The following is a 10,406-nucleotide window of genomic DNA, read 5'->3' on the forward strand; positions in this document are numbered from 1 at the left end:
GGCGACATGATCGAGATTGCTGGCACAGAAATGGCTTTGAACGACCCTGTGGTGCCGATCGCGGGTGGAGTGGTGGTATTGATTCTGCTGCTGCTATTCCTTTCCTTGCGGGCAGCCAACCGTTCCGCCCGAATGGCAGAACCGCTGGTGCGGCAGATGGCGCATTTGGGTCAACACGTGCAGCAACTGGGGCAGGGCCAGGAACAGTTGCGCGGTGGTTTGCAGCATGTGTCGGATACACAGGCCAATGCGCAGGTGCAGGTGATCCAGACGGTTGAATCGCGCCTGTCCTCGGTGCAGCAGCAGATGAATGACCGGTTGGCAGACAATGCGATGAAATCCGCTCGGGCTTTGGCCGAGATGCAGGAGCGAATGAAGGAATCGCTGCATGGCTCGTCGAAACAGACCGCGACGTCTCTGACACAATTGCAGGAACGTCTGGCCGCCATCGACAAAGCGCAGGACAATATCACCAAGCTGTCGGGCGATGTGCTGTCGTTGCAGGATATCTTGTCGAACAAGCAGACACGCGGCGCGTTTGGGGAAATTCAGTTGAACGATATCGTCTCCAAGGCTTTGCCGTCGGACAGCTTCCAATTGCAGGCGACTTTGTCGAACGGGCGCCGGGCGGACTGCCTGATCCACCTGCCAAACCCGCCAGGGCCGATTGTGATCGACAGCAAATTCCCGTTAGAGGCTTATGAAGCGCTGATCGGATCGACCAATGACGCCGAGCTTAAAGCAGCCGTGCAGATGTTTCGCAGCACAGTGCGCAAACACATCAACGACATTGCCGAAAAGTACATTCTGGACGGCGAAACCGCCGATGGTGCGCTGATGTTCCTGCCGTCCGAGGCGGTCTATGCCGAACTGCACGCCAAATTCCCAGAACTTGTGCAGGAGAGTTTCAGCAAACGCGTCTGGATCGTTTCCCCCACCACCTGCATGGCGACGCTGAACACGATGCGGGCGATCCTGAAGGACGCGCGTATGCGAGAACAGGCGGGGGCAATCCGCAAGGAACTTGGCCTGTTGCACAAGGATGTGGAGCGTTTGGGGGATCGGGTTTCGAACCTCGACCGCCATTTCGGTCAGGCAGCCAAGGATATCTCGGAAATCAAGATCAGCGCCGAAAAAGCCGGGCGTCGGGCACAGCGGTTGGACAACTTCGATTTCGAAGAGCTTGCCCCGGACGACCACAATAATGTGGTACCGCTGGGCAAATCCGAAGGCTAGGCTTTACTGGATCGACAAATCCAGATTGTAGCCGACTGTCTTATCAGTATCCCGATCATTGCCCATCAGATAGACGCGGATCGTATAATCTCCGTCTTCGGGCAAGTCGATGCGCGCGGTGTTGCCATCGATAGAGCCGTTGTAGATCGCAACGCCGTCACTGCCGGGTGGCAGGATGTTGAAGTAAATCACGCCATTGCCATTGGTGTCGCTGACCTTGAGATCGGCGAACATTTCCTGACCAGCCTGCGCGCCCAACATGTAATCGAAATACTCGTTGCCGGTAATTGCCCCATTCACCATCGTGCCGAAATTGCCGGGCTCGAATTTTACTTCTGCTGCACGCTGCGCCCAGGCCGTGCTGGTAAGGCTTGCGATCAATGCAGTCAGTATCAGATGATTTCTCATGAAAAGTCTCCCGAACCTATTGAAGGGTCAGTGTAGCACGAGCCACCCCAGTGTTTCAGATTCGCAAGAATGGTTGGAACAGGCGCGGCATCAACTTGGTAAACTTCAAGGGCGCGTCAGTCACGGCCAGACAGATGCAATCCTCTGAGATATCGGCCGTCGGCGTGTGGTGCAGGCTTTCATCCGCAATCTCAACATCTCCACGACCGAAATGGTCGACCTCATCCGAGAACGCACCTTGCAGAACCATCGTCAGTTCCATGCCGTTATGGCTGTGATCGGGCACGGCCGCACCGGCCGGAATGAACAGCAGGCGGGCGGTGGCCTCGCTCGTGGTGGGTAGGATCGCCTGTTTTACACCCATGCCGATGGATCGCCATTTGATGTCATTCACATCGCCGCCGACATAATCCTGCAAGGGCGCGGGCAGAACCGTGCATCCCGAACGTGCGGGTTTTGCAATCGGGGCTCCCTGAGCGATCAGCGCCATGGTTGCGGCTAGAGACCCATCGCTCATGCTGGTAGGGCTGTCCTGCTCTTGCAGAACACATCCGCCCACAGCGTCAAAGCTTTCGGCCCGGGCGCGGCAGTGGTCACACAGGGACAGGTGTGTTGCCACCATCAGGTCGAACGCTTCGGGAAGGTTGCCCGCGGCGTAGGCCATCAACAGATCGTCTGTCAGGTGATGTTTGATATCGTTGCTCATCTTCGTCATCTCAATTCATCGCATGGCGCAAGCGGTCCAGCGCCAGCCGTATCCGTGATTTGATCGTACCCAAGGGCAACCCGGTCTGAGATGCGATTTCTCTATGACTCAGATCACCAAAATAGGCCTGTTCGATCAGTTGTCTTTGCGCCTCGGGCAACGCCGCCATGGCGTCGCGCAGCTGCGCGGTTTCCTGTTGCAACGCGACCACGTCGTCCTGATCTGGTTCCGCCTCAGGCCCCCACCACAGATCCTCGGGTTCGGGTCGGCGTTGTTTGCGCAGGACATCGATGCGCTTGTTCCTTGCGATCGTGAAGACCCATGTGGCCACGGTCGCACGAGTGGGATCGAACAGATGCGCCTTGTGCCACAAGGTCGCCATCACCTCTTGCGCGCATTCCTCAGCCAGCGCGGCGTCGGACCCTGACTTAATCAGGAACGCCTTGATGCGTGGCGCGAAGTGTTGGAACAGTTCGGCAAAGGCCGCCTGGTCCTGAGCGTCCCGAATGCGCCTGACGTGGCTCACCCACTCAGTTCTGGTGTCGCAACTGCCATCCGCTTTGTTCACCGGCTTGCCCCTGATGCGTTTGCTTGCGCGCCAAGGTTTCAGTGCTGGCCTTTCGGCCGCCGGTTCATCCAAGGTCACGGTATCGATCTCGGTAAACATAACCACATTACGCGGCCCAGCCCAAGACGGATCACTTTATTTGCTGTTTTTGATCCGTGTCGCGTCGAATATCGTACTATCTAATAGAAACACATGAGGAAAAGAATGCCGCCGGAATGGTTTGCACGGAGATCGGAGAAAACTGCGTGAACACGGTCGACCATATTGCAGGCCATACCTTTCACGGGCGCAAGGGCGCGATCCAGAACGCTTTTCGTTATTCCGTCGACTACATCTTGCTGGATCCGGAAAGCCATCCGGCCACTCCGGCGCTGTTTTCCCTGAACCGGACTAATGTCACCAACTGGCGGGAGCGCGACCATGGGGGTGAGCCAGGGCAGGGGCGCGGTGCGGCCTGGCTGCGGGAGCAGTTTGACCAGATGGGCGTGACCCAACCGGATCACGTGACATTGCTGACCCAGCCGCGAGTGTTCGGCCATGTGTTCAATCCGGTCAGCTTCTGGTTTTGCTTTGATGTTGACGGCCAGCTTTACGCCGTGGTGGCCGAGGTCACAAACACCTATGGCACGCGCCACAGCTATCTGTGCCACACCCCCAACTTTGCGCCGATCCGACCCTCGGACCGGATCGAGGCGGACAAGCTGATGCATGTCTCGCCGTTTCAAAAGGTCGAAGGGTCTTATACCTTCCGGTTTGACTATCGCCCGGACCGGGTGGGTGTCTGGATCGATTACGGGCGCGACGATGGTGGGCTGATTGCAACCCTGACCGGACGGCGGGCTCCGCTGACCAATCGCACGATCCTGTGGTCTTTGCTGCGCCGACCTTTTGGTGCGCGCCGCGCGTTTTTCCTGATCCTGTGGCAGGCGGTGAAGTTGAAGGCGAAAAAGGCCCGGTTCCGCCCGTTTCGTACAGCCCCCATTCCCGACCACCCGGTTTCCCGCATTCGCGAGCCTTAAGCTGGCATAGTTTGCGTAAGATCAAAGACTCAGGCGCCGGGGGGTGGTTGTGCTAGGATGAAACCGCGAACACGAGGAGTTGGGTCATGTTGGAAATCTCGGCAAGAAAAATCGCTCAGGTCGCCATGATGGGGCGCGAACTGAACCGCGCCGAGGGCGAACTGCGCGCCTTTATCGACCGTATGGGTGAGGACGAGCAGGCCGAGCTGGTTGCTGTCATGTGGATCGGACGCGAAAGCTTTTTCGCCGAGGATCTAGCCGAAGCCATCGCAACCGCAAAATCCGAGGCCTCGACCCCCTGCGCCGATTATCTGATCGGCACACCACACCTGTCGGATCACCTAGAAAACGGTCTGGATGCGCTGGGGATTTCAGCCGAGGACGTGGAAAACGATCTGATGTAGGCCGGTTTGAACGGAGCGCCTTTTCCCCATGCCTGGTGGTCATCAAATCCGACCGCCAGTTCGGCGGCGCAAAGAACAGTTGCAGCAGGGCCGTAAACCGGTGGATGCTCGAACCATGCGACTCGATTGGCGTATTCTAGTGGGACTTGTGTTTGCCGTGGCCAGCATGGCCGCTCCGCGCGTTTCGAACGCCTGTTCGGTTTGTACAACATTGCCGGAATACTCTCTTGCAGACCGTATTCTGTCTGCGCGTGTGATTGTTCTGGCTGCGCCGTCGCCGACCAATCCCTTTAAGTACGCCTCGGTTTCCGTGCTGAAAGGCGCGCCCGCGCAGCTAGAGACCCTGCCGGATATCCCATTCCTGGTTGACAGCGTGACGCGATCAGCCTTCCGCGTCGACCCTGAAAGAGTTGTTTTGATGATCTACGGCAGCGGATCTGTGGACAAGTCAGGCCGCAGCTTCGCAAGCGCCTGGTCCAAAGGTTTCCTGATGACGCAAGAGCGGGCAGCTTTTCTGGAAGCGGTGCGTTTTCAGGGTAAACACTGGATCGTCGGAAAGACGGCTAACCCTGCACGCGTCACTTTTTTTAGCCAATATCTGACGCATGAAGACAGGCTGTTGCGCAATGCCGCGCTTGCAGAGGTTCATCGCGCACCGTATCCGACTGCCCGACAGGTGCGGGACGTTGTGACAACCGCGTCTTTGTTGCAGGAGTTGCGCGATGTAAATCGCCTTGCTTATGCGCCGGCTGTCATTCGATTGTTGGGTATGCAATCCGATCCTGCCGCGCAGGCATTCGTTCGACAGCGGTATCAGCCCGCGTTGCGTGCCGGTGACCGGAACATAGCGGATTGGGCGCTGGCCGGGATCGAGGTGGACGGCGCAGACGCAGTAGAAGCGATTGGGCAGGCGTTAGCGCAGGCGAACTGGTCGCCAGAAGATAAGCAGAAGCTAATTCAGGTTCTTGCCGTTGGCGGTTCCACATGGCCGGAATTGCAAGAACAAATACTGGAGATTTACAAGCTTGAGCTTGAACGCAGCGCGGAACTGGCAGGCTGGATCGCCTTGTCTGTACGGACATGGGAAACGGATGCATTGACGGCGTCGTTCAAACAAGTTTTGGCGCGTGAAGACCTTGATGCCGCGGTTTTGTTTCTGGTTCAAAACGCGCTGGATATTAGTGATTTTGATTAAATTATTTTATTTCAGATGATTACACCTGACCGTGCCATGTTGTCGGCGTCTGGTCCTGCGAAGATTAAGCGGATTTAATCCAACCCTCCGACGCTTTTAACCCCGAACCCTTTTCTCTGTTTCAACGACAAACGCAATTCAGAGTTAAAGGAGAAAGTCATGGGATACGCACAAACAGTTACGCCGCAAAAGGGGCTCTTCTTCGGTCTGTTCTCGAATTACGCCGAAGCACGGGTCGAACATTTTCGCCGCGACATCTTTGCCAAATCCGTTCGGGCATTGGAAAACCTCAGTGATCGTCAATTGGCAGACATCGGCATCCCACGCAGTGAGATCAAGCAACGCGCCTATGAGAGCGTTTATCACAAGAAGCCTTACTCGGGCACCGCACACTGATCCACGGGCCGCGCCGAATACCGTAAAATACTTGGAGGAGAAAATGTTTGATTTTAACCCAAATCGCGACCAGTCGATAAATGCCAGTTCCGTTTTGTTGTTCGACCGGGCGATGCGGTTGCAGGCGATCAGTTCCAGCATCGTACGCGCCGCACAAGATCTGAACCGCCTGAACGATTCCGAACTCGCCGAACTGGGCATCAACCGCAGCGATATCGACACCGTGATCGAGCGCTACATCTGACCGATCGCGATGCAAGACAAACCAAAAGCCATTCCGATATTTCGGGATGGCTTTTTTTAACCTTTAAGCGGCCCATTCTCGAACGGGCGGTGTCAGCCGTTCATTTCAACTGGTCTACGATCTGAAGATGCTGAGTCAGCGTGTCGATTTCGGCCATCCAGTCCTGTACCAGTTTCGGGTCACTGGGGGCGGCGTGGACGCCGGCTGGGATGGCGCGGTTCAGGACCGCCTCGACCGCAAGCGACACCGGGATCGACACCAGTCGCGCCATGGCGGTGCCACGCGCGTCACCCCAGGCGTCCATCACATAGGTCTTGTGCCAGACCGGGATGCCGTCTTTTTCCGCCTTCAGCCCGACGCACAGGACCACGCGGTCGGGTTCGCCCTCGTCATAGGCGTTTTCTTCCCAGAACTGGTCTGACATCTCTTTCAAGCGCGCGTCACCTTCGGGGCCGGACAGGGTTTCGATTTCGCGGAATACATCAGACCACGCATCGGCCCAGCCGTTCAGGCGCAGGGTGCCGCGGACAAATTCCTTGATCGGCCAGTGCTTTTCAAAGTGGTATTGCTCCATGAACGGGATCGAGTCGCGGTTGGGGTAGACCTCAAAGCTTTCGGGCGTCGGCAGCGGTGCGATATAGCTGGTGATTGCGTCCCAGGGGCGGGCCACGTCCAGCGGGGCGTAATCGCGGATCGACTTGGACGGCGAACGCAGCGCCTTGAGCACACCAAGCGGCGACCAGCTGAATTTGTAACGGAACGGGTTGGGATTCTTCGGAATGCCACCGCAATACGAAATGAAGCTCAGGTGGTTCTGGGCATCGAACGCATCCGAGGCGCGGTAGTCATCGACCAGTGCATGCGCCATCAGGTGGTCTATGCCTGGGTCCAGCCCGACCTCATTCACCAGTGCCACACCGGCTTCGCGGGCCTTGTCGTCCAGCGCACGCATCTCGGGCGCGATATAAGAGGACGAGACGAAATTGGCCTGTTTCGCGATGGCCAGTTCGGCCAGCGGCAGGTGCCAGTCTCCCGGCAGCATCGAGACGATCACGTCGCCTTTTTTCAGCACCGCACCCAGCGCATCGATGTCAAAGGCGTGGATGTCGTCGGTCAGGTCACCGACCTCGGCCTTGGCTTTTTCGATGGTCCGGTTCCAGACGGTGACCTTGTGCCCGCCTTCAATTAGGCGGCGCAGGCCGGGGATGGCCGACAGGCCGGTGCCACACCAATGAATCGTCATCGCTCAGAATCCTTCGATATGAGTGTTATAGGTCGCCGCCGCCCGGCCCCAGACACCGGCGTTCAGATTGGTCAGGGTCAGCAACGAAGGCAGCAATTGCGCGGCATAATCTTGCGAGCTTTCGACCGGCAGCATTGACGGAAGGTTGTCGATGGCCATCACGTCCATCACGGGATCAGTCGCCACACGCAGGGCAGGGTCGTCCCAGGAGGTTGCACGGTCATAAACGGGCACCGGGTTGTAATCGCTATCGGGGTCGCAGGCCACATCGCCAATAGTGGTCAGCTTGCGCGGCGCGGTCAAAGCCTCACGCGGTACAAAGACCGGGGTGCCGGGGCGCGCAAAGATGCAGTTCAGGAACAGATTGTGGTCAAGGATTTCCGGGAACGGTCCGCCGCTAGACGTTTCGGCCATGTCCCATTTGGTAACGCTGACCCCCATGGCCTCGCATAAGTCTGCAGCCCCGGTGCCCACTCGGCCCAGAGCGCCAATGACAATGGCGCGGGGGCGAGTTGCGCCCGTTGCATCCAATTCAGTCAGCAACTCCGCGTTCAGCGCGTCTTTGCTGGCATACACACCGACCGGCGGGCATTGCTGACCTCGTTGCTGCGCTGCCCAGGTCTTGAGCGTCACAGCAGCGCCCGCATATCCAGCCCAATAGCCGAAGGCGGCGACGCGGCGGCCGGCTTCGTCCACCAGATATTCCAGATCATAGAGCGTTCCGCCGCCGGCCTTGAACCGCGCAAGCAGCGCACGGCCTGAATGCTGACCCTTGTAGGCGTGGCCGAACATGATGTGGCGGTGGGGCAGGGGCGTACCGTCTTCGGGCAGTTCCTTGAGACCGAAGATAATCGCGTCCAGCGGTGCCCGGGGCCAGGAGTTTTCGGGCGCGATCTCGCATCCGACCTCTCTGTAGCCATCAATCGGGATTGCGCGCACGGAACTTTCCTCAACCGTCACGCGGATGCCGGCTGCGATCAGATCAGCAGCGCCTTCGGGGGTCAGCCCGACCCGTTCTTCATTCGGGCGCTGTTCTGCCCGGACCCAAAGATGTGTCATGCGTTATCCTTTTGTCAGAGCATTCCGGCGGCGCGCACCGCCTGAACCGAAGAACGTGCCTCCATCGCCGCGCGGAAGGTCAGAATTTTGGGAAAGGCCGAGACGTCGACGCCGTCGACTTCCAGCCAACTGCAAACCACATAGAGATAAGCATCTGCCAGAGAGACCGCCTCGCCCAATACAAACGGCCCGCGCAACCCGTTGGAGGAGATATAGTCGCAGGACGCGGTCATCGTCTGTGGAACCTTGTCCGTCATGTCTTTCCAGCTGGATTTCTTGTCGGCCCAGCGGGCGCCGCGCAATTTGTGCGCGTGGTTCACATGCATGGTCGAGGCCAGATAATACATCACCTCGCGCATCCGTGCGGCCATGACCGGATCTTTGGGCACCAACCCAGCCTCGGGCGCTTTTACGGCGATATATTCTAACAAGGCGCCAGTTTCGGTCAGTATACCACCATCAACCACCAATGCCGGAACGCGGCCTTTTGGGTTGATTTGTTTATAAGCCGGTTTTGTCTGCTCACCGCCGGCAAAGTCCAGTTGGATCGCTTCATACTCCAGCCCTGCCTCTTCCAACGCAATGGCAACAGCGACCGAGATTGTGCGGGGGGCATAGTATAGCTGCATCATAAAGGCCTCCGAGGTCAAAGGTGGGTTTGCGCGTATTGCCTGTCGGGCGAGTCCAGGTGCGGCACCGCATTGAACAGAACCGGGCTTAGCTGCGCGCCGATCGGGTGCAGGCGATGCAGCGACGTGTTCATGATGGCCAACGCCACCCGTGCCATCGCCGGGATATCCAGACCCATCGCTTGCCGTACCACCATCGAAATCAACCCGCCCGAGGTCACAACGATGGCCGGCCCGCCCTCGGTTCCAATCTCGCGCAAAGCGTCCGAGACACGGGTTTCGAACTCGGCAAAGGTTTCGGGCGTATCCGTGATCTCACCCCGGGCCCAGGCGGCAAAGGTGCGGGGCAGATGTTCGACAAAGCCCTCTCGGTCGGTGGGGATCGCCACGCCGTGCTGCTGTTCATATAGCTGCGCGATGGTGAAATACTCGATCTCATTCAGGCGTGCGTCCCGGATTGGGTCAGGCAAGCCCATGCTGGCCGCAGTTTCCACATGTCGCTGCAACGTGCCGCAATAGACCCGCGGGTAATGGGCGCGCGTATCCTGCAGGTGCGCCCCCAGCCAGCGGGCCTGCTGATGGCCCAGATCGCTGAGCCTGTCATAGCTTTCTTCATCCCGTGCGCTGGTGTTGGCCTGTCCGTGACGCACCAGTGTAATATGTGACATTGCAATTCCTCTTGGGCGAAGTCTTAGGGCAGGATTTGGATAGGGGCCAGAGGCGTTTGTCAGGGGGCGGGCAAAAACCGACCCTCGTCAAAGGTTTTGCGTGTTCGTTTTCAGACCCGCGATTTCGCGATGTGATCGTTGCCCAACGGAAAATAGTTTCCTATACGATACAAGGCCGCTGCATGCGGCTGTATACGCTTTGTATCGGCTATCATGGCAAATCCTGTTGACTCGCAATAGCGTCCCGGGAACCTTGGTGTTGATTGTAAAAGGGTTGCCATTGCAGACCGCACGGTGATCTTTCAAAACGGCATTCGAAAGGCCCGGATTATGAGCACCGAACCGAAACGCACTCCTCTCTACGATCTCCATGTTGAGTTGGGAGGCAAGCTGGTTGATTTTGCGGGTTGGGAGATGCCTGTTCAGTATCCGCTGGGGATCATGGGAGAGCATAAGCAGTGTCGTGAGAAGGCGGCGGTGTTTGATGTGTCTCATATGGGTCAGGTGATCCTGCGCGGTGAGGATGTAGGCGCGAAGCTCGAGGCGATCTGCCCGCAGGCCTATGCGACGCTGAAGGAAGGCAAAGCCCGCTACGGGTTCTTCACGAACGAAGACGGCGGGATCATGGATG

The 10,406-nt window shown here is 58.0% G+C and carries 13 protein-coding genes and 1 pseudogene; 7 read left to right on the plus strand and 7 right to left on the minus strand.

Going from position 1 to position 10,406, the window contains the following annotated elements; genetic code table 11:
* The first annotated feature begins 6 nt into the window (after nt 1-6).
* Nucleotides 7-1,236, plus strand: coding sequence for a DNA recombination protein RmuC (locus ACR0M2_RS13865; RefSeq protein WP_480705578.1), 1,230 nt, complete (start codon nt 7-9; stop codon nt 1,234-1,236).
* A 3-nt stretch (nt 1,237-1,239) separates the two neighbouring features.
* Here the strand turns inward: ACR0M2_RS13865 and ACR0M2_RS13870 are convergent, their stop codons facing one another.
* The 3 genes from ACR0M2_RS13870 to ACR0M2_RS13880 are packed head-to-tail and all read right to left on the minus strand — an operon-like array spanning nt 1,240 to nt 3,017.
* A complete protein-coding gene (locus ACR0M2_RS13870) occupies nt 1,240-1,644 on the minus strand; it encodes a hypothetical protein (RefSeq protein ID WP_425081390.1) in 405 nt (134 codons plus the stop codon).
* Between the two features lie 55 nt (nt 1,645-1,699).
* Nucleotides 1,700-2,350, minus strand: a complete 651-nt coding sequence (locus ACR0M2_RS13875; protein ID WP_480705580.1) for a ChrR family anti-sigma-E factor — start codon at nt 2,348-2,350, stop codon at nt 1,700-1,702.
* 10 nt (nt 2,351-2,360) lie between these two features.
* On the minus strand, nt 2,361-3,017 hold the full coding sequence (locus tag ACR0M2_RS13880) for a sigma-70 family RNA polymerase sigma factor (protein WP_480705582.1): 657 nt from the start codon (nt 3,015-3,017) through the stop codon (nt 2,361-2,363).
* Between the two features lie 146 nt (nt 3,018-3,163).
* On the opposite strand from ACR0M2_RS13880, the gene ACR0M2_RS13885 reads away from it, so the two are divergent.
* The 5 genes from ACR0M2_RS13885 to ACR0M2_RS13905 all read left to right on the plus strand — a co-directional run bounded on the left by ACR0M2_RS13885 (nt 3,164) and on the right by ACR0M2_RS13905 (nt 6,176).
* Nucleotides 3,164-3,937: a DUF1365 domain-containing protein gene (locus ACR0M2_RS13885; protein WP_480662766.1), complete on the plus strand. Its 774-nt coding sequence runs from the start codon at nt 3,164-3,166 to the stop codon at nt 3,935-3,937.
* An 86-nt stretch (nt 3,938-4,023) separates the two neighbouring features.
* A complete protein-coding gene (locus tag ACR0M2_RS13890; protein ID WP_170326413.1) occupies nt 4,024-4,341 on the plus strand; it encodes a DUF3775 domain-containing protein in 318 nt (105 codons plus the stop codon).
* A gap of 115 nt (nt 4,342-4,456) precedes the next feature.
* Entirely contained in the window at nt 4,457-5,536 is a 1,080-nt protein-coding gene (locus tag ACR0M2_RS13895) for a hypothetical protein (RefSeq protein WP_170396497.1), read from the plus strand.
* A 159-nt stretch (nt 5,537-5,695) separates the two neighbouring features.
* On the plus strand, nt 5,696-5,932 hold the full coding sequence (locus ACR0M2_RS13900; RefSeq protein WP_170349833.1) for a DUF1127 domain-containing protein: 237 nt from the start codon (nt 5,696-5,698) through the stop codon (nt 5,930-5,932).
* A 43-nt stretch (nt 5,933-5,975) separates the two neighbouring features.
* Entirely contained in the window at nt 5,976-6,176 is a 201-nt protein-coding gene (locus tag ACR0M2_RS13905) for a DUF1127 domain-containing protein (protein ID WP_170349834.1), read from the plus strand.
* Nucleotides 6,177-6,276: 100 nt separating this feature from the next.
* Here the strand turns inward: ACR0M2_RS13905 and ACR0M2_RS13910 are convergent, their stop codons facing one another.
* From ACR0M2_RS13910 to ACR0M2_RS13925, 4 genes are read right to left on the minus strand one after another with little or no spacing between them, the layout of a single operon-like run.
* Nucleotides 6,277-7,419: a saccharopine dehydrogenase family protein gene (locus ACR0M2_RS13910; RefSeq protein WP_480705583.1), complete on the minus strand. Its 1,143-nt coding sequence runs from the start codon at nt 7,417-7,419 to the stop codon at nt 6,277-6,279.
* Between the two features lie 3 nt (nt 7,420-7,422).
* Complete coding sequence (locus ACR0M2_RS13915; protein ID WP_480705585.1) at nt 7,423-8,478, minus strand: saccharopine dehydrogenase; 1,056 nt, start codon at nt 8,476-8,478, stop codon at nt 7,423-7,425.
* A gap of 14 nt (nt 8,479-8,492) precedes the next feature.
* Nucleotides 8,493-9,107, minus strand: coding sequence for a glutathione S-transferase family protein (locus ACR0M2_RS13920; protein ID WP_480705593.1), 615 nt, complete (start codon nt 9,105-9,107; stop codon nt 8,493-8,495).
* Between the two features lie 17 nt (nt 9,108-9,124).
* On the minus strand, nt 9,125-9,775 hold the full coding sequence (locus ACR0M2_RS13925) for a histidine phosphatase family protein (RefSeq protein WP_480705587.1): 651 nt from the start codon (nt 9,773-9,775) through the stop codon (nt 9,125-9,127).
* Nucleotides 9,776-10,105: 330 nt separating this feature from the next.
* Between ACR0M2_RS13925 and gcvT the strand changes: the two are divergent.
* Nucleotides 10,106-10,406, plus strand: a pseudogene (gene gcvT, locus ACR0M2_RS13930) (glycine cleavage system aminomethyltransferase GcvT); the annotation flags it as partial.

It is taken from the genome of Ruegeria sp. BE10 (genome assembly GCF_056538905.1).

What these genes read in the sequence shown, in the direction of transcription:
- ACR0M2_RS13865 (WP_480705578.1), top strand. Translation starts at nt 7, where the DNA reads ATGATCGAGATTGCTGGCACAGAAATGGCTTTGAACGACCCTGTGGTG.
- ACR0M2_RS13920 (WP_480705593.1), bottom strand. Translation starts at nt 9,107, where the DNA reads ATGCAGCTATACTATGCCCCCCGCACAATCTCGGTCGCTGTTGCCATT.
- ACR0M2_RS13900 (WP_170349833.1), top strand. Translation starts at nt 5,696, where the DNA reads ATGGGATACGCACAAACAGTTACGCCGCAAAAGGGGCTCTTCTTCGGT.
- ACR0M2_RS13905 (WP_170349834.1), top strand. Translation starts at nt 5,976, where the DNA reads ATGTTTGATTTTAACCCAAATCGCGACCAGTCGATAAATGCCAGTTCC.
- ACR0M2_RS13910 (WP_480705583.1), bottom strand. Translation starts at nt 7,419, where the DNA reads ATGACGATTCATTGGTGTGGCACCGGCCTGTCGGCCATCCCCGGCCTG.
- ACR0M2_RS13890 (WP_170326413.1), top strand. Translation starts at nt 4,024, where the DNA reads ATGTTGGAAATCTCGGCAAGAAAAATCGCTCAGGTCGCCATGATGGGG.
- ACR0M2_RS13925 (WP_480705587.1), bottom strand. Translation starts at nt 9,775, where the DNA reads ATGTCACATATTACACTGGTGCGTCACGGACAGGCCAACACCAGCGCA.
- ACR0M2_RS13870 (WP_425081390.1), bottom strand. Translation starts at nt 1,644, where the DNA reads ATGAGAAATCATCTGATACTGACTGCATTGATCGCAAGCCTTACCAGC.
- ACR0M2_RS13880 (WP_480705582.1), bottom strand. Translation starts at nt 3,017, where the DNA reads ATGTTTACCGAGATCGATACCGTGACCTTGGATGAACCGGCGGCCGAA.
- ACR0M2_RS13915 (WP_480705585.1), bottom strand. Translation starts at nt 8,478, where the DNA reads ATGACACATCTTTGGGTCCGGGCAGAACAGCGCCCGAATGAAGAACGG.
- ACR0M2_RS13875 (WP_480705580.1), bottom strand. Translation starts at nt 2,350, where the DNA reads ATGAGCAACGATATCAAACATCACCTGACAGACGATCTGTTGATGGCC.
- ACR0M2_RS13895 (WP_170396497.1), top strand. Translation starts at nt 4,457, where the DNA reads ATGCGACTCGATTGGCGTATTCTAGTGGGACTTGTGTTTGCCGTGGCC.